The sequence below is a fragment of the Acinetobacter boissieri genome, from assembly GCF_900096955.1.
Taxonomy (GTDB): Bacteria; Pseudomonadota; Gammaproteobacteria; order Pseudomonadales; family Moraxellaceae; genus Acinetobacter; species Acinetobacter boissieri.
The window spans coordinates 184,341-204,378 of the sequence record NZ_FMYL01000006.1 but is presented as its reverse complement, the minus strand read 5'-3'; the positions used below and the strand labels follow the sequence as shown (position 1 = coordinate 204,378).

At 38.4% G+C, this 20,038-nt stretch carries 20 protein-coding genes, 4 tRNA genes and 1 pseudogene; 7 read left to right on the top strand and 18 right to left on the bottom strand.

Features of this window, described 5'->3' with window-relative positions:
• From BLS38_RS07955 to hemC, 12 genes and pseudogenes are all read right to left on the bottom strand, one after another.
• Window positions 1-82, bottom strand: a pseudogene (locus BLS38_RS07955) (hypothetical protein); the annotation flags it as partial.
• Between the two features lie 155 nt (window positions 83-237).
• A tRNA-Thr gene (locus BLS38_RS07950) sits at window positions 238-312 on the bottom strand.
• Window positions 313-324: 12 nt separating this feature from the next.
• Window positions 325-400 (bottom strand) — tRNA-Gly (locus tag BLS38_RS07945).
• A gap of 34 nt (window positions 401-434) precedes the next feature.
• Window positions 435-518 (bottom strand) — tRNA-Tyr (locus BLS38_RS07940).
• 49 nt (window positions 519-567) lie between these two features.
• Window positions 568-643, bottom strand: a tRNA-Thr gene (locus BLS38_RS07935).
• 98 nt (window positions 644-741) lie between these two features.
• Window positions 742-2,235 carry an anthranilate synthase component I gene (gene trpE / locus BLS38_RS07930; RefSeq protein WP_092748367.1) on the bottom strand — a complete coding sequence of 498 codons (1,494 nt, stop codon included), beginning with the start codon at window positions 2,233-2,235 and terminating at the stop codon, window positions 742-744.
• 154 nt (window positions 2,236-2,389) lie between these two features.
• Window positions 2,390-2,929, bottom strand: a complete 540-nt coding sequence (locus tag BLS38_RS07925) for an FHA domain-containing protein (protein ID WP_092748365.1) — start codon at window positions 2,927-2,929, stop codon at window positions 2,390-2,392.
• 312 nt (window positions 2,930-3,241) lie between these two features.
• On the bottom strand, window positions 3,242-3,565 hold the full coding sequence (locus BLS38_RS07920; RefSeq protein ID WP_092748363.1) for an H-NS histone family protein: 324 nt from the start codon (window positions 3,563-3,565) through the stop codon (window positions 3,242-3,244).
• A gap of 108 nt (window positions 3,566-3,673) precedes the next feature.
• Window positions 3,674-4,870, bottom strand: a complete 1,197-nt coding sequence (locus BLS38_RS07915) for a hypothetical protein (RefSeq protein WP_092748361.1) — start codon at window positions 4,868-4,870, stop codon at window positions 3,674-3,676.
• 22 nt (window positions 4,871-4,892) lie between these two features.
• Window positions 4,893-5,717, bottom strand: a complete 825-nt coding sequence (locus tag BLS38_RS07910; RefSeq protein WP_092748359.1) for a hypothetical protein — start codon at window positions 5,715-5,717, stop codon at window positions 4,893-4,895.
• Complete coding sequence (locus tag BLS38_RS07905) at window positions 5,714-6,490, bottom strand: uroporphyrinogen-III synthase (protein WP_092748357.1); 777 nt, start codon at window positions 6,488-6,490, stop codon at window positions 5,714-5,716. The genes BLS38_RS07910 and BLS38_RS07905 overlap by 4 nt, the downstream gene beginning before the upstream one ends.
• Window positions 6,490-7,410, bottom strand: a complete 921-nt coding sequence (hemC, locus tag BLS38_RS07900) for a hydroxymethylbilane synthase (RefSeq protein WP_092748354.1) — start codon at window positions 7,408-7,410, stop codon at window positions 6,490-6,492. Before hemC ends, BLS38_RS07905 begins: the two co-directional genes overlap by 1 nt.
• Before the next feature lie 272 nt (window positions 7,411-7,682).
• On the opposite strand from hemC, the gene argH reads away from it, so the two are divergent.
• Both argH and BLS38_RS07890 read left to right on the top strand, forming a co-directional pair.
• The gene (gene argH, locus BLS38_RS07895; protein WP_092748352.1) at window positions 7,683-9,125 is read left to right on the top strand and encodes an argininosuccinate lyase; all 1,443 of its coding nucleotides are present in this window, start codon (window positions 7,683-7,685) and stop codon (window positions 9,123-9,125) included.
• A 9-nt stretch (window positions 9,126-9,134) separates the two neighbouring features.
• Entirely contained in the window at window positions 9,135-9,404 is a 270-nt protein-coding gene (locus BLS38_RS07890) for an oxidative damage protection protein (RefSeq protein ID WP_092748350.1), read from the top strand.
• 277 nt (window positions 9,405-9,681) lie between these two features.
• Here BLS38_RS07890 and phoU read toward each other — a convergent pair whose 3' ends face one another.
• Complete coding sequence (gene phoU / locus BLS38_RS07885) at window positions 9,682-10,422, bottom strand: phosphate signaling complex protein PhoU (RefSeq protein ID WP_092748348.1); 741 nt, start codon at window positions 10,420-10,422, stop codon at window positions 9,682-9,684.
• A 326-nt stretch (window positions 10,423-10,748) separates the two neighbouring features.
• Here phoU and BLS38_RS07880 point away from each other — a divergent pair, with 326 nt between their 5' ends.
• The 4 genes from BLS38_RS07880 (at window position 10,749) to gluQRS (ending at window position 13,778) form a co-directional block, all read left to right on the top strand.
• Window positions 10,749-11,351, top strand: a complete 603-nt coding sequence (locus tag BLS38_RS07880) for an NUDIX domain-containing protein (RefSeq protein ID WP_092748346.1) — start codon at window positions 10,749-10,751, stop codon at window positions 11,349-11,351.
• 16 nt (window positions 11,352-11,367) lie between these two features.
• Entirely contained in the window at window positions 11,368-12,144 is a 777-nt protein-coding gene (cpdA, locus tag BLS38_RS07875; protein WP_092748344.1) for a 3',5'-cyclic-AMP phosphodiesterase, read from the top strand.
• 218 nt (window positions 12,145-12,362) lie between these two features.
• Window positions 12,363-12,887 carry an RNA polymerase-binding protein DksA gene (gene dksA / locus BLS38_RS07870; RefSeq protein ID WP_092748342.1) on the top strand — a complete coding sequence of 175 codons (525 nt, stop codon included), beginning with the start codon at window positions 12,363-12,365 and terminating at the stop codon, window positions 12,885-12,887.
• A gap of 3 nt (window positions 12,888-12,890) precedes the next feature.
• Window positions 12,891-13,778: a tRNA glutamyl-Q(34) synthetase GluQRS gene (gene gluQRS, locus BLS38_RS07865; RefSeq protein ID WP_092748340.1), complete on the top strand. Its 888-nt coding sequence runs from the start codon at window positions 12,891-12,893 to the stop codon at window positions 13,776-13,778.
• A gap of 40 nt (window positions 13,779-13,818) precedes the next feature.
• Here gluQRS and ftsW read toward each other — a convergent pair whose 3' ends face one another.
• The 5 genes from ftsW to BLS38_RS07840 form a co-directional block, all read right to left on the bottom strand.
• Window positions 13,819-15,033 carry a putative lipid II flippase FtsW gene (gene ftsW / locus BLS38_RS07860; protein WP_092748338.1) on the bottom strand — a complete coding sequence of 405 codons (1,215 nt, stop codon included), beginning with the start codon at window positions 15,031-15,033 and terminating at the stop codon, window positions 13,819-13,821.
• Window positions 15,023-16,378: a UDP-N-acetylmuramoyl-L-alanine--D-glutamate ligase gene (gene murD / locus BLS38_RS07855; RefSeq protein WP_092748336.1), complete on the bottom strand. Its 1,356-nt coding sequence runs from the start codon at window positions 16,376-16,378 to the stop codon at window positions 15,023-15,025. Before murD ends, ftsW begins: the two co-directional genes overlap by 11 nt.
• Window positions 16,379-16,535: 157 nt before the next feature.
• The gene (locus tag BLS38_RS07850) at window positions 16,536-16,787 is read right to left on the bottom strand and encodes a DUF6587 family protein (RefSeq protein WP_092748335.1); all 252 of its coding nucleotides are present in this window, start codon (window positions 16,785-16,787) and stop codon (window positions 16,536-16,538) included.
• Window positions 16,788-16,804: 17 nt separating this feature from the next.
• Window positions 16,805-18,658 (bottom strand): ferrous iron transporter B, encoded by a 1,854-nt coding sequence (gene feoB / locus BLS38_RS07845; RefSeq protein WP_092748334.1) that lies wholly within the window; start codon window positions 18,656-18,658, stop codon window positions 16,805-16,807.
• Window positions 18,655-18,918: a FeoA family protein gene (locus BLS38_RS07840; protein ID WP_092748333.1), complete on the bottom strand. Its 264-nt coding sequence runs from the start codon at window positions 18,916-18,918 to the stop codon at window positions 18,655-18,657. The genes feoB and BLS38_RS07840 overlap by 4 nt, the downstream gene beginning before the upstream one ends.
• 139 nt (window positions 18,919-19,057) lie before the next feature.
• On the opposite strand from BLS38_RS07840, the gene xerD reads away from it, so the two are divergent.
• Window positions 19,058-19,978, top strand: coding sequence for a site-specific tyrosine recombinase XerD (gene xerD / locus BLS38_RS07835; protein ID WP_092748402.1), 921 nt, complete (start codon window positions 19,058-19,060; stop codon window positions 19,976-19,978).
• Window positions 19,979-20,038 lie beyond the last annotated feature (60 nt).

The following is a 20,038-nucleotide window of genomic DNA, read 5'->3' as shown; positions in this document are numbered from 1 at the left end:
GCGTTGTTTTACCATGGTCAACGTGACCAATTGTTCCCACGTTTACGTGTGGCTTATTACGTTCAAACTTAGCCTTAGCCATGATGATCTTCCTTCATTCACATCGAACAAAACGCTGATAATTGTCAGCACATCGACATACTTGCTTAAAAAAACAAACACCCAATACTTTAAAAGCAGACTAATAAGCCTGCTTTTTTGATGAGTTGTGATTAAAACCACTAAACTGTATGTATCTGGAGCTCTTATCGAGATTTGAACTCGAGACCTCTCCCTTACCAAGGGAGTGCTCTACCACTGAGCTATAAGAGCGATAGCCTTCGATGGAGCGGGAGACGAGGATCGAACTCGCGACATGCAGCTTGGAAGGCTGCCGCTCTACCAACTGAGCTACTCCCGCATCTGGTATACTACCACTTCATTCGAAGTAAATTTGGTGGTGAGAGAAGGATTCGAACCTTCGAAACTTTCGTAGCGGAGTTACAGTCCGCCCCCTTTGACCGCTCGGGAATCTCACCATATCGCACCTACTTGGTAGTGCTGCTCCAATGCAAAACAAACTAAAACTGGTGCCGACACTCGGATTCGAACTGAGGACCTACTGATTACAAGTCAGTTGCTCTACCAACTGAGCTATGTCGGCGTTTTATTTTGTTTCGTACGTTTCGTATCGGAACGGTGTGCAGTTTAGCAAAACTTTTAAATCATGCAAGTGTTTTTTATGGTTTTTTTTAAAAAAACTCATAAAATCAGTCCAGTTGATGATAATTCAACCGCCTTGATCACTGCGCGAGCTTTTATTTGTGTTTCATTCCATTCTGCATCTGGATTTGAGTCGGCAACAAGCCCTGCACCTGCTTGTACAAACACTTTATTATTTCGAATAACACAAGTTCTAATTGCGATCGACATATCCATCTCACCATGCCATCCTAAGTAGCCGACTGCTCCACCAAAGATACCTCTTTTGACAGGTTCAACTTCATCAATAATTTCCATCGCTCTAATTTTTGGCGCACCAGAGAGTGTTCCTGCTGGAAAAGTCGCTTTAAACACATCTAAAGCATCAACACCATCTTCTACCTCTCCTTCGACATTAGATACAATGTGCATCACATGGGAGTAACGCTCAACAACCATTCGATCTGTGACATGTACTTTTCCTATTTTTGAAACCCTACCAATATCATTTCTTCCCAAATCGATAAGCATGACATGTTCTGCAATTTCTTTTTCATCTGAGAGCAACTCTTGCTCAAGGGCTAAATCTTCTGTTTTAGTTTTTCCTCTTGGGCGCGTACCTGCCAACGGTCTCACTGTTGCTATGCCATTTTCTAAGCGTGACAAGATTTCAGGTGATGAACCAACCACTTGAAATGGTTTTTTGTCTGCCAAGCTATACCCATGTATCAAAAATAAGTACGGAGATGGATTTAGATGTCTAAGTGCTCTATATACTTGCAAAGCATTACCATCAAAATCAGAAACCATACGATGCCCAGGTACAACTTGCATCACATCACCTGCTCTAATGTACTCTTTAACAAGATCCACGCTGTTTTTGTAGTTTTTCTCGCCAGTAATCGACTCAAAAATAGGAAAAGTATGTGGCTTAGCAATTAATGTAACCGTGGACTCTAATCTATTTTCTAGCTCATCTAGTTTTTGCTGACAACTTTGGTAATTTTCTCCAGCATCTATATCTGCATGCGTAATTAAAAATAGAGTGTCTTTTAAGTTATCAAACACAATGACTGTTTTCGACAACATTAACCAGATGTCAGGTAAATCCATTGGATCATCACTGGGCATATTGGTGAGTTTTGGTTCGATATAACGTACTGTGTCGTAGCCAAAGTAACCGACTAGACCACCTGTAAATGTAGGTAATTCAGGAATATCTTGATCTGTTGGTACTTTAAACTTTGCTTGAAAATCTCGAATAAATTGAAATGGGTCAATATTTTCTTGGGTCGTATATGTACCATCTGGATGTTGTATGGTGAATATGCCTTTATTACACGAAAAAATGGTTGATTCACCCAAACCAATAATTGAATAACGCGCCCAACGCTCTCCACCCTCTACAGATTCAAATAAATACGATGGAACCATATCTTGTTGTAATCTTGCATACACAGATAGCGGAGTGTCTGTATCTGCTAAACGTTGGCGGTATACGGGAATTGTATTAAAACCTTGCTCTACTAGTTTTTCAAATGTAGCTTTTTGCATATTGCGTACTCTCATTATTTCTTAAGATTTAAAAAAGGGGATTATGAGTAACGCCATCGAAAAACTTGACTTGATTTCATACAATTCCTACATAGTAAGTAATGAGTAATAACGACCCACTTTATTCAACATGGGCAACTTGCATTACGTCATGTTATTTAAAAAGTGCCCATACGACCATAGCAATAATAAAAGCAATTACAACAAAAACAACCATTTGTAAGTTATTTTTCTTCCCAGTTTGAGATATTGTGTCTTTATCTTCTATGACTACTTTAGACTGCGATGTATCTTTACCTTCTGTTACTTTAGGCTGTAAAGATGAGGCATCGGCTGGTAAAGGTTCAACCGTTTGTGTCGCTTGGGGTGACTGTTCAGGATTTTCTGTTTCAGCAACTTGATCTTCTAGTTGCTCTAACTGAAAGACCAGCTCTGCAAATTGAATTTTTTCATCGCCATTCAACTGTGTAGCGACTTCGATTTTTTCACCATTGACGTATGTACCATTGGAAGATTGTAAGTCTTCCAACCATAAACCAGTTTTTTTAACAGAAAATATAGCATGCTTACGAGAAACTTTTGCGTCTTGTAATACTAAATCACAACCTTCATGACGCCCAACCAATACGTCTTGCTGTATTTTTGTATTTTGTTCGGGTAATTCCTCAGAAATCAGCGTTAAATTCCATTTCATTGCAAATATCTCACTCGTGATTTATTACAGTTAGCATAGCATATTTAATTACTCGTCAAACGACAAGTCTTTGCGTAGCAACTATTTTTATTATGTTACTTATGACATTTGGATTATAATTTGAATAAGTTAAATTACGCTATAAATATTACTCATTCGAGCTAAAACAGGAATGTTATTGTTTTATATTGGATAATAATCTTATATAAAATATAGGATAAATTTATTTATGAGTATTAAAAAAAGATTAAAATATTAATAGTAAGATTAATATTTTAATCTAGAATTTTATTTAAAATAAAATAAGTGTTTTTAAATTAAGAAGTCATTTAATGTCGCACCTTGCGTTAGTTGAGCGACCAACCAACGTGGTTTTTTACCTCGCCCAGTCCAAGTCTCTATTGGATTTTCTGGATTTCGATAACGTGGTGCAACAGGTTTACGAAGCCCTGTTTTTCTTTTTTGTACACCATAATCTAATAATTGTTCGATACTTAAGCCAACTGAAGTCGCTATCGCAATCACTTCTTCATATGCATCTGCAATCGATTGCTCTTTTTTAGAGACAATCAGTAAATCTGCTTTTTTCTTCAGACTTTCCAATTGCTCTACATTCATTTCGTTAATATCTTGCATTAAATATACCCCTATGTTGTAAGTTTATTTAAACATAAATAGGCTGAAATTATTAGCCATCTTAGAGATGTTTTTTAATATAAGGATCATATTTTAATACATTTTTAGTTATATCTGTATTTTTAAAAAATGAGTATTGGTCTCAAAGACTTGGTTTAGTTGTTCTGTTAATAAAATATCATCCTGAATTTTTGATTTAATACGTAAATAGTTCATTAACACGTGGTTTGGAAAATTATTTAGAAGTTGAGCTGCCTCTAAGTAACGTCCGGTCACTTGATATATATGCCACTTCATAAAATCAAATATAGGTGCGTCGGTATAACGGTGTTGCCACATATTTACTTGTTGCTCAATTTCAAAATAATCAGGCTGAATCATACTCATTTTTTGTTCAAACCACATGAAACACACTTCTTGGTCAAATTGTTCATGTAGTAAATGACTCGAAAGACGCTCTTGCTCTTGTAAAGTATCATCACAACGAGCCAGGATCTTTAACCATAAAATTTTATTTTCTCGTATAGTATCTTGCATATACGTCGTTTCTAAAGAGATATAGCGCGCTTTTAACTCATTTTTTTGTGCAACGTCACTAGATTCAAAACGTTGTAGTATGGCAGTAAGCCATGCTGTATTATCTTGTGCACTTAAATGACCATAATGCGCTGTTTTTAAATATGACCATGGAAATTTAAATGCAAATTTCCCCCATAACTTAGAAATCGATTGCTCATACCCTTGCTTTACATCGACCAACCAAGCACTAGGTTTATGCTTAGACAGTGCTTCTAAGTGCACAAATGATTGTTCTTGCTCATCTTGATCTAACAATGCATTAATATATAGAACCTCTTTGAGCTCATAAGCATCTGGTGGGGCTTGCTCTAGTGCTATATGCCCCTCATTAAATTGTTCTTTTTTATACAGGAAATTGGCTGTAATAATATGATTTAACATACCAGAATGTGCAAAAACTTGGCGAACCATTGGCTCTTTTTCAGCTTGTGCATCTAGAAGCCACAAAATTGCCAATTTCTCATATGGATGTAAATCTGAAAAAGAAGTAGCCTGCTTTGCTTTTAACTTTTGGCGTGCAAAAAAAGCTTTTATAAGCATATATATGCTTTGTATACAAAAACTGATCGTAAGTATTAGTGCACACAATACCCAAATATTGGTTTGCAACTCCCAGCCTGCAAAGTAGACATATACATAACCTGCGCCAAAAAATGGTGTCACAGCACACAATAGCAATACGCCCAATACTAGAGCCACAATATATGCTTTAATGGTTTTTTTCATCTCTACCTTCTTAAAACTTTGATTATTTAACCAATGCTGTGGCTTGTAGTTTGGGTAAATTTAAAACATTAATTTGTTTTGCTTGCACTAATAAATGATGTAACTCTTTTTGATTCAGAAGAGATGATTGTTGAGTTAAAACCAGCATATCTTCTATACTCGCCTGATACTCTTGATATTTACCATGATAAAAAAATTGTTGTGCCAAGAGTAAACGCAATTGCATTTCTTTAATAATGATGCTTCGCCCCATCAGTGCTGTTTTCGCTTGATCTGTTGATTGCAAACTAAACCACGTCTTTTCCTGTGCTATTTTTTCATCACCTGTAGCCATTTTAGTCATTAAAACATTTAAATATTGGTTTATCTGCTGTAGCTGTAACGATGTTTGTTTCTTTTGTAGTTCTTGCTGTTGATAGTATTGAACAATACGTTGTTGATCTGAAGTTAAACTATCTAATAAATTCTGTTTAAGTGCTGGTGCAATATCGTACTGCATCACATTCTTAATCAATGTCTGTAAGTGTTCTAACGCATAGCTGTTTTGCTGTTGCTGTAATGAAAACTGAATAAGATCAATCTGTTGCTTCACCAAAACCAATGGATTTAAAATATCAATACCTGTGGTAAGCTGTTTCTCAGGTAATGCTTTAGTGTCAGGCAGTGTGCTTACGCCATGACGTTGTAATGCGACAAACTGGTCATTCAAATTATCAGTGGCTTGGCTTACTTTAGTGATTTGATTTTGTAAACTTGTAATTTGATCTACATACTCTTGTTGATCATACGTTAGTTTTGCAACCCATAGTATGAGTGCAACACCAACCAACAGCCATTTTTTACTCATTGATTTGTCTGACCCCGTAACATTACTGTATGTATTGTAGCAGGCTTTAAGTCTGAAATTGGGTAAATGGTGGCTGGTTTATTGGCTAAATCGTCACAAACTACCTCAGCCAAACGTTGCCCCAAAGGTAAATAAATAAAGCGTGCTAATTCCAAGTCATGTTGCGCGCAAATATTTTTCCAATTTTTCCAACTCGCTTCACTACTCACACAGATAAATACTGTGTTTAAGTGATAATGCTGTAAATACTCTGAAAGCACTTGAGCTTGATCTGAGGCACAAATTGGCAGTGCACGTTGATAGAGCAACATATTTACAATATGAATACCGCGTGCAATAAGTTGCTCCATCATAAATTGCCGACCGCCCTCTCCACGCCAAAAAGCAACGGTACGCATAGATTCAACTTGTAGAATTGGGAGCTGTAACATACCTTCTGAATTTTCCACCATGGGTATATGGGCTTGAATACCCACTTCTGCCAATACTTGTGCAGTTTTTTCACCTACAGCAATCCAATTGAGTGAGCCTAGCGTATGCAATGGAATTTTTAATGTCTGTAAATACAATAGACCAATTTCGGCAGCTGTTGGGCTCACAACCACAATAACATCGGCTTGATTTAATGTTAAAAACTGCCCAGCCAAAGACTGAGTTAAAGCCATTGGCATTAACTCAAGTAAAGGCAAATCTAATACATCATGACCCAACAGCTGCAACTGTTGAGTCAATGACTTGGCTCGATCAGATGGGCGAGTATTAATAAATAGCATTAGACTTTAAGTGCATTCAGTAACTCGCCAGCACCTAAATTAAGCAACGCTTGTGCTAATTGCTCACCTAAAACCACAGCATCAGTAGAAGCTGCATGCTGTTGTACTTTCAATAAGGTACGACCGTCAATGCTTCCAACTCGACCTTCCATAAAAATTTGGTCATGACTTAATGTCGCATACCCTGCAATTGGAATTTGGCACCCACCTTCTAAATATGCATTAAATGCACGTTCTGCACGCACGCAAAGCTCTGTATTTTCATCACGCAATGGTTGAATATATGCTAAAACTGCTGTGTCATTGGCACGGCATTCCAAACCAAGGGCACCTTGCCCCACGGCAGGTAAACTGAGCTCTACATCAAGAGTGTGTCTAATACGGTCATGTAATGCCAAACGCTTTAAGCCTGCGCTAGCCAGTACAATCGCATCGTACTGGCCTTCATCTAATTTACCTAAACGTGTACCTACATTACCACGTAAGTCTTTAATCATAAGATCAGGGCGACTGTGTAATAACTGACTTTTACGACGTAAACTAGATGTACCCACCACTGCACCCTGTGGCAATTCATCAAAATGCTGATACTGGTTTGACACGAAAGCATCTGACGGATCTTCACGCTCACAAATTACAGCCAAATCTAAACCTTCAGGGAGGTGCATTGGTACATCTTTCATAGAATGCACCGCAAGGTCTGCGCGACCATCAAGCAGAGCATTTTCTAATTCTTTAACAAATAAACCTTTGCCACCGATTTTAGCCAATGGCGTATCTAAAATTTTATCGCCTTGTGTCACAAAAGTAACCAGCTCTACCTGTAGTCCCTGATGTAATGTTTCTAATCTAGATTTGATATGTTCAGCTTGCCACAGCGCCAGTGGACTTTTACGTGTTGCAATTTTTAACGTCTTCATAAGGTTCTAAAGCATGCTATATTTAGGCTCTAAACTAACCTGATCACTAAAAATTGCAAGCCTATTTTGCTCAAGTTTTACCATCATAAGCATCGAATAAATCTATACATGCATTCAATCGCAGTAAAATACGCAAAAATTTGACCATTTATAAGCACTAAGCTCAGATTCAGATCATCATCTGTTAAAATAACTTAAATATCAGCCTGTAGGCTAAGATATTTACATTTGATATGATATCTACCTGCAACAATTAACTATATTGAGTGACCATGACCACATCACCAGATCAAAAAAAGACATCATCTCAACATACTTCAGGCATGTGGGGCGGGCGTTTTACAGAAGCAACCGATGCTTTTGTCGCTGAATTTACCGCTTCTGTACAGTTTGACCAGCGATTTTACAAACAAGATATTGCAGGCTCAATTGCTCATGCCACCATGCTTGCTAGCGTAGGTGTGCTTACTGAAGCAGAACGTGATGACATTATTCAAGGCTTAAATACAATTCAAACAGAAATTGAAGCTGGACAATTTAACTGGCGCATTGACCTTGAAGATGTGCATATGAATATTGAAGCCGAACTGACCAAACGAATTGGTATTACAGGTAAAAAACTGCATACAGGTCGCAGCCGTAACGACCAAGTTGCAACAGATATTCGTCTATACTTACGTGATGAAATTGATAGCACGTTGGCAACGCTAAAACAGTTACAAATGGGTATTTTAACCTTAGCAGAACAACACACCCATACCATTATGCCGGGTTTTACCCATTTACAAACAGCACAACCTGTAACGTTTAGTCATCACCTTTTAGCATGGTTTGAAATGTTATTACGTGACAGCGAACGTTTACAAGACTGTCGCAAACGTACCAATCGCCTACCTCTTGGATCAGCAGCACTTGCAGGCACAACTTACCCAATTAATCGTGCGTATACAGCTCAACTATTGGGCTTTGAGGCAGTTTGTGAAAACTCACTTGATGCTGTATCTGACCGAGATTTTGCGATTGAGTTTAATGCAGCAGCAGCACTGATCATGATGCATTTATCGCGTATGTCTGAAGAGTTAATTTTATGGACATCGGCACAATTTAAATTTGTACAAATCCCAGATCGTTTTTGTACTGGTTCATCAATCATGCCACAAAAGAAAAACCCAGATGTACCTGAATTGGTTCGTGGCAAATCGGGTCGTGTATTTGGTGACTTAATGAGTTTATTAACACTCATGAAAGGTCAACCATTGGCATACAACAAAGATAACCAAGAAGACAAAGAGCCATTATTTGATGCCATTGATACTATTCGTGGTTGCTTAATGGCTTTTGCAGATATGATTCCTGCACTAGTACCTAATATAGATATTATGCGTGAAGCTGCTCTCCGAGGTTTTTCAACTGCAACAGATCTCGCAGACTACTTGGTGAAAAAAGGCGTCGCTTTTCGTGATGCACATGAAATTGTAGGTAAAGCTGTAGCACTTGGTGTCGCAGAAGATAAAGATTTATCTGAGCTCACGCTGGAACAGTTACAACAATTTTCAAATTTAATCACTCAAGACGTGTTTGATAAAGCACTGACACTTGAAGCATCTGTAAGTGCACGTGATCATATTGGTGGTACCGCACCAAAACAAGTAAAAGCAGCCATTGAACGTGGCTATGTTCGTATTGAAAACCTCTACACACCAGCTATTTCATAGGAGAATACCGTGCCAAATCAAGTATTTTGCCGTAAGTACCAAAAAAATATGGATGCTTTAGATTTCGCTCCATTTCCTGGAGTAAAAGGTGAAGCATATTTGAAGACTGTTTCAAAACAAGCATGGCAAGAATGGTTACAACATCAGACTACGCTCATTAATGAAAAACGACTGAATGTATTTGAACCTGAATCTAAGATTTTTTTAGAAGAACAGCGTGAAAAGTTTTTTGAAAATGATACCAGTGTAGAAAAAGCCGAAGGTTGGAAGCCAGTATAATATGGCACTGGTTTTCGCTGACATTGCTTGTCATTATAACGTTAACCTAACTTAACAAACTACATGCATAACGCTACAAGGCTTTACACGATCATGCATGACAAATGTCCGTTCTGTTTGTAATATAGTTTTATAGAGTTAGCAATGTTTAAAGACATTATAACAATAAGTAATACCCCCTTATTGGCCCCATTCCTCCCCCAAGGTTTGGGGTTTTTTTTATCTATAATGAAACTTTAAAAAGGGGCACAATATGATGCCCCTTTCAATTTTATGCTTACTTTTGTTCTTTATGCGTATCTTCTGTGACCTTTTTTTCAATTTCATCAACACTGGTATGTCGAACATCTAACCCTTTGACAATGTAAATCACTTGTTCTGCAATATTACGGGCATGGTCACCTATACGCTCTAATGAACGTAAAACCCACAACACGTTCAGTACACGAGAAATTTGTCTTGGATCTTCAATCATATATGTCATTAGCGTACGTGTCGCCGATTGATACTCACGATCTGTATCTGCATCTGCACGTAGTACTTTCAATGCTTGCTCGGTATCTAAACGTGCAAAAGCATCAAGCGCCTCATGAATCATGACACGTACTTGATTACCAATGTGACGGGCTTCCATAAAACCACGGGCACTACCACCCTCTTCGCACAAGGTTTTAGCAATACCTGCAATTTTTGCGGATTCGTCACCAATACGCTCTAAATCTGTATTGGCTTTACTCATCGCAATTACCATACGTAAGTCAATCGCAGCTGGGTGACGGCGCGCCAAGATAATCGTTAAACTTTCATCAATTTCACATTCTAAACGATTGACTGCCTGCTCTTTATATTGCACATCAACAGCTAGACTAATATCTGCATCAAGTAGTGCATGAATTGCATCTGTTACCTGTTGCTCAAGTAAGCCGCCCATCGACATAAACTTAGCATTTACTTCTTGTAAATCTTCATTATATTGCGATGAGATATGATGAGATAACATCGGATTCTTTAAGCTCAAGATGATCTCCAAAACTATATTTATAAATGGGTGCTTTTATTAAAACATATTGCTTTGACGATATCGTGACAGAAAATCACTATTTTTATATGACTATATGTATTCACATAGAAAGCATCGCTCATGATTGCAATGCATACTCACAACTCAAGAAAGACCACTAAAGAAACAAATAATTACAATAAGAAATAAAAAACAATACATTGTGCTATTTAATACTCAATCACGATACTGTAAATAGCATCACAAAAGAAGATAAATTAAACATTTATTGATTGTTTGATCTCAGTTAGCATAAGAACTCCCTAAGCACATGCGTAATTGTAATGGCGAATCAATATACTGTAAAAGATCTTAGAATCATTAAAAGAGAACCCATTTATACAGGTTTTGTCCAACTCGAACGCGTCAGTCTTTCCTATCGCCTATTTCAACAAAACAACTACTCTGAAGTCGTACAAAGAGAATGTGCTCGGCGTAAAAAAGCTGCTGGCGTACTCATTTATAATGACAAAGAAAAACAGTTTTTATTGATTGAACAATTTAGAGTTGGTGCAATCGATGATCCAATTTCACCATGGCATTTAGAAATTGTTGCAGGATTACTAGATGGTGATGAATCACCAGAAACTTGTTTATACCGTGAAAGCTTAGAAGAAGCTGATTGCACATTGTTTGATTTACAACATCTATTTACTTTTTATCCTTCTGCTGGTGCAAGTAATGAATTGTTTTATCTTTACACTGCTCAAGCAGTACTTCCAACAGATGGCTCTATTTTTGGCCTTGTTGAAGAAGGTGAAAATATTCAAGCACATATTTTTAATTATGATGAACTCCCTCAGTTATTTGCACAGCAACGTCTACGTAACGCACCTGTCATTATGGCATTACAATGGCTACAACAACATATTGCAGCGTTGCAATAATATGTGAGCATACATCATGATAAAAACGCTTGTGCAAATTAGTGATACCCATTTAATGGATGCTCCAGAGAAAAGATTCATTGATATGAATCCCGAATATTCATTTCACAGCACTATGCATGATATTTGTGATCGATATCATCAGATTGATAGCATTATTCATACGGGTGATGTAGCACAAGTGGCGGTCCCTGCAACTTACGAGCGTTATTTAAATTATATGCAAGCGCTGAATATTCCTTTTTATCAAACCCCTGGTAACCATGATAATCTCAGCTGTTTTCCATATCCACAACAAAAAAAAATCACAGTGATTGATCTAGACCAATGGTGCATTATTTTATTGAGTAGTGCTGTCACAGGGCAAACAGATGGCTATATTGACTGTGAACAGTTAAAACAACTCGAATACATATTAGAAGAACAACAAGATAAACATATCATTTTAGGCTGTCATCATCATCCTTTACATGTTGAATCAGATTGGATTGACCAACATTGTCTAAAAAATACACGTGATTTTACAAAAGTGCTCGAAAAGCATACGAATATTAAGGCCATCATTCATGGCCATATTCATCAAGAAGCTCAAATTTGTTTTGGGAATATAAAGGTCCTTTCGGTGCCTTCAACCTGCGTGCAATTTAAACCCAAAAGTAAAGACTTCGCTTTAGACCAAGTAGCACCGGGATATCGTGTGTTAAAACTACATGACAATGGGCACTTAGAGACTGAAGTTTATCGAGTTTATGATGCTCAACCACAAATAAATCTAAATATTTCGGGTTACTAGCTTTTCATTATTTTAAATTTATATTAAGTTAAATCGCCCTGACTATTGCTGTACCCAAAAATGGTCGATAAAAAGACTATTCAAGCACAAAAAAAGTCTTTATGATAGCGAGCCCTTGCAGGTGGTGTTGCAATATAGCAAAGGTCAATAATAAAAAGCCTGCAGATCACCACAACCAATACGTTGTGATTACGTATATGATGAGGAAAAGCCCAATTATGGCGAATGATGCTCTAAACCCAGTGTTAGATGAACAAACAAATAGCATTACAGCTGAGGCGCCAAAACGTGGGCGCAAAACCAAAGCTAAAGTAGTTTCAGGGTCCACAGCAAGCTTATTTGGCATTGCACCATACGAGCCACATAAAAACGAAGAGTACATGTCTGATGCACAGCTTGAACACTTCAGAAAAATTCTATTGGCTTGGCGTAATGATTTAATGTCTGAAGTTGACCGCACGTTAAGCGCAATGCAAGATGAATCATCTGCTTTACCTGACGTCAATGACCGCGCAACGCAAGAAGAAGAATTTGCCATTGAACTTCGTACACGTGACCGTGAACGCCGTTTAATTCGTAAAATTGAAAAGTCTTTAGAAACCATTAAAAACTGTGACTACGGCTTTTGTGAAACCTGTGGTATTGAAATTGGTTTACGCCGTTTAGAAGCTCGCCCAACAGCAACATTATGCATTGACTGTAAAACATTGGCAGAAATTAAAGAAAAACAAAATAAAGGCTAAATCATGAGTGTCAACAACACTCAGCCTAGTCTGTATCGTGGCCGGTTTGCGCCTTCTCCAACCGGCCCTCTTCATTTTGGCTCACTCATTACTGCTGTTGCTAGCTACTGCGAAGCAAAATCTAAACAAGGGCAATGGTTTGTCCGTATTGAAGATACAGACATTCCACGTATAGACCCTGTAAGCATTCCACATATTTTAGCCTGCCTAGACCAGTTTGAATTCGAACTTGATGCTCCCATTCTTTACCAAAAAGATCGTTTAGATTTATATCATCAAGCCATTGAACAGCTCAAACAACAACAATTGGTATATGCCTGCCAATGTACTCGAAAAATGTTAGGTTCAAATGCCATTTATCAAGGACATTGCCGTAATCTTCAACTTGATTTTTCACAGCAAGCCGTTCGAGTCAAAGTCAATGATCAGACCATTTGCTTTCAAGACCAATTACAAGGCCAACATTGCTCTAACTTACAACACGACTTAGGTGATTTTGTTTTACTACGCCGAGATGGTATTTTTAACTATCAGCTAGCTGTGGTCGTCGATGATGCGCTACAAGGTATTACACATGTGGTACGAGGCTCTGACTTACTTGACAATACTGCGCGTCAAATCTGGCTTGCACAGTTACTCAAAGCGCCCACTTTAAACTATATGCATTTGCCATTAGCCATGAATAAACATGGACAAAAACTCTCAAAGCAAAATTTAGCGCAAGCCTTAGATTTAACACAAGCACCAAAATTACTTCAACACGCTTTATACTGCTTAGGACAACCGCATATTGAGCTCGACCGACCTTGCCTTATGCTCAAACAAGCCATTACGCAATGGTCTATAGATCAAATACCTCACAGCATGACATTAAATGGTATATACGAATAACAGACATGCTAAATGTGGTTTAGCATGTCTGATTTAAAAATTAAAAATCAGCAATCTCTTTTTGTGGATTGGTTTTCTTAGTTGATGTGTCAATTTTTAAAATAAGTACAATCATGGCAGTACACATCATTAAAGATGACCCGCCATAGCTAATAAATGGCAAAGTTAAACCTTTGGTTGGTAGCAAGCCCATATTCATACCTGCATTGACCAAAATCTGCATTAGAAAAATAAAACCAATCGCATAAGCCAAATAACCTGCACGTAAGTGGTTATTGTGTAATGCCCTATAACCAATTTTTAAACAGCATGCCAACATAATAAATTCTAGTGACAACACTGTCATAATTCCGACTAACCCAAACTCTTCAGCCAAAATAGCCAACATAAAATCAGTATGTGCCTCAGGCAAGTAAGACATTTTTTGCATACTATGACCCAAGCCCACCCCAAACCATTCACCACGGCCAAAGGCCATAAGTGCATTAGATAACTGATAACCTGCGCCTAACTGATTTTCCCAAGGGTCTGAAAATGACATTAAACGTGCTAAACGGTAAGGCTCTAATAAAATCAGCAAGCCTAGTGATACAACAATCGCGATACCCATAACACCAAACTGTTTAAATGGTGCACCCGCTAAAAAAAACACCCCAAACATCATGGCGACAATCACAAATGTCGAACCAAAGTCAGGCTCACAAATAATAAAAAATAATGACACAGACATGACTAAAGCCAAACGGCCAAGCCCTTTCCAACCGCTACGTACCTCATTGGCACGGCGCACCACGTAATCTGCTGTAAAAATAGCCATAACCAATTTGGCAATTTCTGAAGGCTGTAGTGTGAAAAAACCGACTCGAATCCAACGCCTAGCACCATTCACTTCAGTACCAATTACTAAAGTCACCAACAACAAACCAATGGTTAATAACCAGATTAGAAAAATATTCTTAAACCATACTTCCAAAGTAAAACGAGAAACAATGACAGCAACCACAAAGGCCACACAAATTGAAATCACATGGCGCTCTAAAAAATAAAATGGATCTTTATACGTGGTATTTGCATACGGCATAGAGGCTGAAGCTACCATAACCGCACCAATTACAAATAAAGAGAACACACAAAATAAAAGAATATTTCGAGCACATAACTCCTTTGGAAACACGTCTGCTAATCGTTCAGACCATTCAGACCAACGAGAGATTTTTACGGTACTGATATGACTTGCTTTCTTCTTACCGATCATCGTTCAAAGCCTCCACACATGCCACAAATTGCTGACCTCGATCGACATACCCTGTAAACATATCAAAACTTGCACAAGCAGGCGAAAGTAGTACCACATCTTGGGGTTCACTTTCCTGTTGCGTATATTGAACAGCTTCTACTAAGGTATTGGCAAAAGTCACAGGAACAACATCTGAAATTACACTACTAATTTTGGTTGCATCTTCACCAATCAAAACAACGTGCTTTACATAACGCGCCAATGCATTTTTAAGTACACTAAAGTCTTGCCCCTTACTTTGCCCACCTAAAATTAAAACAACCTTGCCATACTGTGCGGCAATCGCTTGACCCAGACCATCGATTGCTGCAATGGTTGCACCAATATTTGTGCCTTTAGAGTCATTGTAATAACGAACACCTGCTTTGGTATTTACATATTCGCATCGGTGTGCAAGGCCTTTAAACTGCTTTAACGTTTCTAGCATGCTTTCTCGTGTAAGTCCCATAAATTCGCCAATAGCAAGACAAGCCAAAGCATTGGCAACATTATGTGTGCCTTGAATATACAAGTCGCTACTTTTAATTAAACGCTCACGTCCTCTTGCCAACCAAATTGTGCCGTCTAAATCTGTCAAAATACCGTATTGGTTCATGTCTGGTGCAGTTAACCCAAAACTTTTCATGGGCGTCACATCTGGTACAAACGGGCGAGTTAAACTGTCATCTCGGTTATAGACCACATGCTTTACCCCCTGAAAAATACGATGCTTTGCAGTATGATAACCCAACATATTTCCATGACGATCTAGATGGTCTTCGCTAATGTTTAATACAATGGCCACTTCAGCATGTAGATTTGATGTCATTTCCAACTGAAAGCTAGATAACTCTAAAATAATCAACTCTGGTTGGTCTTTAAGTAAGTCAAGTGCCGGGCGACCCAAATTACCACCTACAGCAACTTTCTTCCCTGCATCTTGTGCCATTTGGCCCATCAATGTCGTGACCGTACTTTTCGCATTTGAGCCTGTAATTGCAATAATAGGAACATCTGTTGCACGGCGTAACAATTGTATATCCCCGACAACAGAAATGCCTTGTGCGATTGCTTGTTGAATTTCAGGGATTTGTGGAGAAAGCCCAGGACTTAAAATAATTTCTTCAGCACTGAGTAATAATTCTTGATCGAGTTGGCCAAAATGAGTATCAATATGTTCTGGAATCTGCTCACAACCTGGTGGAGTAACTCTAGAGTCGGTTACAGCCACACGGTATCCATTTTCAACTAAAAAGTTAACCGCTGAAACACCAGATACACCGAGCCCAGCCACAACCTTTAATCCACCACGTTGAATTAACATATAGATCCTATTTATATTGTGATTTTTTAATTTTGAAATGGTAGCACTTTGCTTTTCAGATTGCTTTTATAGATTAAATATAACAAAGGTTTTTTTGTGTTATTCAAGTAAAAAGCCACCGCTTGGGTGACCTTTTATTCGACAGGTGACTAAAATATTATTTCCACTTCACTGCTTTTACACTGTCCACCACTTTTTGTGTTTTTTCATCTGAACTACAGCCACACCCGCCACCACAACCAGTCACCATAGGTGGACGAATCCAACTGGCCAACTTATGCAGTTTCTGTTGCTCAAAAATATTGGCTAGTGCTGTAAACACTTTAAATGCGGATTGCGGAAATACTTTTTTAAAGGTATACACCGTACTCCATATCACCAGTGCTGCAATAATCACCACTTCAACCATTTTAGCCTCCTTCGATTTTAGCCAAAATAATGTAAGGCAATTTGATAGGTCAGAAAGGCTGCTAAATAAGCCAAACCAAACAAATAAATTGTCATAAATGCCACCATACGCCAAGAACCTGTTTCACGGCGTACCGTTGCGAGTGTTGCTAAACAATGCGGTGCATAAATAAACCACACCAACAAAGATAAGCCTGTAGCAATTGTCCAACCAGACGTGGGTGAGCTAATCAAGTGCGATAAGCCTTGTGCCACCTCATCGTCGCTCGCACCAGACAATGCATATACTGTCCCAAGTGAGGCAACCACCACTTCACGTGCAGCCATAGCGGGAATCAGTGCAATACAAATTTGCCAATTAAAACCAATCGGGGCAAATAGCGGCTGTATAATTTGCCCTAAACGTCCAGCGAAACTATAGTCAATGGCAGGGAGCACGGCATGTTCTGGCGGTTGTGGGAATGTACACAAAAACCAGAGCAAAATAGACAGCGCAAAAATAATACCACCGACACGCTTTAAGAAGATTTTACCTCGGTCTAGTAAGCCAATGGCAATACTTTTTACACTTGGTAACTGATAACTTGGTAACTCCATCAGTAAAGCATATTCAGATTTATCTTTACGAAACAATTTAATCACAGAAGCTACGACCAGCGCACTTACAATCCCTGCCATATATAGCGCAAATAACACTAAACCCTGTAAACTCAGAAATCCCAATACCGTTTTATTTGGAATAAATGCTGAAATCAGTAAGGCATACACAGGTAAGCGTGCTGAACACGTCATTAGCGGTGCAACTAAAATGGTCGTCAGGCGATCTCGTGAATCATTAATCGTTCGAGTTGCCATAATGCCCGGAATAGCACATGCAAAACTCGATAACAGTGGGATAAATGAACGACCACTTAAGCCAGCTTTGTACATAAGCTTATCAAGCAAAAAAGCAGCGCGTGGTAAATATCCTGTTTCTTCAAGTAATAGAATAAAGAAAAATAAAATAATAATTTGTGGTAAAAACACCACCACACTGCCTGCACCTGCAACAATCCCATCTACCACTAAACTATGTAGTAGGGGGTGTGAAATCATGCCGCCAACAAACTCACCAAGCCATTTAAAAGCCCCTTCAATACTGTCCATAAAAGGGGCGGCCCATGTAAATACAGCCTGAAAGACAATAAACATCAGCAATGCTAAAGTCACTAAGCCAAGTACCGGATGTAAAAAAATACGGTCTAAAAACTCAGTACGTTTATCTTCTTTGTCCACATATACCACTACATCATTTAAAATACGTTGTACTTTTTGATGCGATGTACCACTCAGTTGATTTATTTCATGTGATGCAAAAGAAAAACGTTGCTCTTGTAATGCCTTAATCAAGTTACTTACGCCTGATGTATTTTTAGCAACCGTTTCAACAACAGCTACACCTAAATATTCAGAGAGTTTTTGTACGTTAATTTGAATACCACGGCGACGTACTTCATCCATCATATTCAAAACAACAAGCACAGGCTTACCCAAAGCAATCACTTCAAGTACCAAACCCAAATGTAAACTTAAATTGGTGGCATCAACAATACATAAAAAAGCATCTTGTTGTACTTCACCGTCAATTTTTCCCAAGCATACATCTCGAGTCACTGCTTCATCTGGACTAGTGGCATTTAAACTATAAGTCCCTGGTAAATCTAAAACACGTACCTGCTGGCCAGAAGGTAAATTAAAAAAACCAACCTTACGCTCTACGGTCACACCGGCATAGTTCCCCACTTTCTGCCGCGTACCAGTAAGCTGATTAAACACTGAGGTCTTACCACAATTTGGGTTTCCAACTAAGGCGACTCTAAGCCCTTCACTCATGCGGAAACTCCTAGTTCCAAACTGACTTCAATTTTTTCTGCTTCAGATTTGCGTAATGCAAAACGGGTGAATCCAACTTGAATTAAGACTGGATCTCCACCGAAAATACCTCGTGCAATCACTTTCACCTGTACTCCAGGTACAAAACCGAGTGTTTCTAGTCGACTTGCGATTAAATCACTTTGCTCTGTTTCAGAAGAATGGCCGCTCACGCTTTGAACAATAGCAGCTTGCTTGACTTTTAACTCTGATAATCGCACCGTAATGATTCCATACCTTTTTTGCAATTATAAAACGAAATGAGAATAATTTATATGTTGTAAATGTGAACAAATTTAATCTCATGCATCGACTTTAGCGTCAATTTACATTAAATTAATTTTATTTATTATGTTAAATATGCCAACCAATAAAAAACCACGTACGCCAAGTGCTATAAATATTCCAGCAAGCATGCCTTTTTTACGTACTTACCGTGATTATTTGGTCGCTAACTCAGTCAGTCCACATACACGTAATGCCTATTTAAGCGATTTAGTGCAGTGTGCAACCTTCAGCAAAGACCCGATTCCTTATTGGAATCACGAACATATTTCCACTGTACTCGACACACTCAAAGTTCAAGATAAAAGTCCACGTTCAATTGCTCGGATATTGTCAGCATTACGCTCTTTTTTTAAATTCTTGCGCGAACAAAAATTACGTACAGATAACCCTCTAGCGCAACATAAAAGCCCAAAACTTGGCCAAGCCTTGCCTAAAGATTTGAGTGAGCAAGATGTCGAAGCACTCATATACGCACCAGATACGAATACGACACTCGGCTTACGTGATCGAGCCATGTTTGAAGTACTATACGCATCAGGTTTACGGGTCACCGAACTCATTACTCTTGAAACAGATCGGCTCAACCTCAAACAAGGATTTATTCGAATTAAAGGGAAAGGAAATAAGGAACGCCTTGTTCCGTTAGGCTTAACAGCTATAGAGTGGCTCGAGAAATACCTCAATGAAGCACGACCCAAACTCTACCAAAGCACAATCGACTATGTGTTTCTCACCCAAAATGGTGGTGTGATGAGCCGACAAAACTTTTGGTATATGATTAAAAGATATGCACTGATTGCCAATATTAACGCTCCCCTCTCACCGCATACCCTACGTCATGCTTTTGCTACGCATTTGATTAATCATGGCGCAGATCTACGTGTAGTACAAATGCTACTCGGACATCAAGATTTATCCACCACTCAAATTTATACGCATGTAGCACAAGTTCGCTTACAACAGCTCCATGAACAGTTTCATCCTAGAGGCTAGCCATAAAATGGCTTGTGACATTTACACCATGAAATTTCACAAATATAAGATATATTTTTG

Excerpts from the sequence above, each read along its gene's own strand:
- trpE (WP_092748367.1), bottom strand. The coding sequence starts at position 2,235 with ATGCAAAAAGCTACATTTGAAAAACTAGTAGAGCAAGGTTTTAATACA.
- BLS38_RS07925 (WP_092748365.1), bottom strand. The coding sequence starts at position 2,929 with ATGAAATGGAATTTAACGCTGATTTCTGAGGAATTACCCGAACAAAAT.
- BLS38_RS07920 (WP_092748363.1), bottom strand. The coding sequence starts at position 3,565 with ATGCAAGATATTAACGAAATGAATGTAGAGCAATTGGAAAGTCTGAAG.
- BLS38_RS07915 (WP_092748361.1), bottom strand. The coding sequence starts at position 4,870 with ATGAAAAAAACCATTAAAGCATATATTGTGGCTCTAGTATTGGGCGTA.
- BLS38_RS07910 (WP_092748359.1), bottom strand. The coding sequence starts at position 5,717 with ATGAGTAAAAAATGGCTGTTGGTTGGTGTTGCACTCATACTATGGGTT.
- BLS38_RS07905 (WP_092748357.1), bottom strand. The coding sequence starts at position 6,490 with ATGCTATTTATTAATACTCGCCCATCTGATCGAGCCAAGTCATTGACT.
- hemC (WP_092748354.1), bottom strand. The coding sequence starts at position 7,410 with ATGAAGACGTTAAAAATTGCAACACGTAAAAGTCCACTGGCGCTGTGG.
- argH (WP_092748352.1), top strand. The coding sequence starts at position 7,683 with ATGACCACATCACCAGATCAAAAAAAGACATCATCTCAACATACTTCA.
- BLS38_RS07880 (WP_092748346.1), top strand. The coding sequence starts at position 10,749 with ATGGCGAATCAATATACTGTAAAAGATCTTAGAATCATTAAAAGAGAA.
- cpdA (WP_092748344.1), top strand. The coding sequence starts at position 11,368 with ATGATAAAAACGCTTGTGCAAATTAGTGATACCCATTTAATGGATGCT.
- dksA (WP_092748342.1), top strand. The coding sequence starts at position 12,363 with ATGGCGAATGATGCTCTAAACCCAGTGTTAGATGAACAAACAAATAGC.
- gluQRS (WP_092748340.1), top strand. The coding sequence starts at position 12,891 with ATGAGTGTCAACAACACTCAGCCTAGTCTGTATCGTGGCCGGTTTGCG.
- ftsW (WP_092748338.1), bottom strand. The coding sequence starts at position 15,033 with ATGATCGGTAAGAAGAAAGCAAGTCATATCAGTACCGTAAAAATCTCT.
- murD (WP_092748336.1), bottom strand. The coding sequence starts at position 16,378 with ATGTTAATTCAACGTGGTGGATTAAAGGTTGTGGCTGGGCTCGGTGTA.
- BLS38_RS07850 (WP_092748335.1), bottom strand. The coding sequence starts at position 16,787 with ATGGTTGAAGTGGTGATTATTGCAGCACTGGTGATATGGAGTACGGTG.
- feoB (WP_092748334.1), bottom strand. The coding sequence starts at position 18,658 with ATGAGTGAAGGGCTTAGAGTCGCCTTAGTTGGAAACCCAAATTGTGGT.
- xerD (WP_092748402.1), top strand. The coding sequence starts at position 19,058 with ATGCCAACCAATAAAAAACCACGTACGCCAAGTGCTATAAATATTCCA.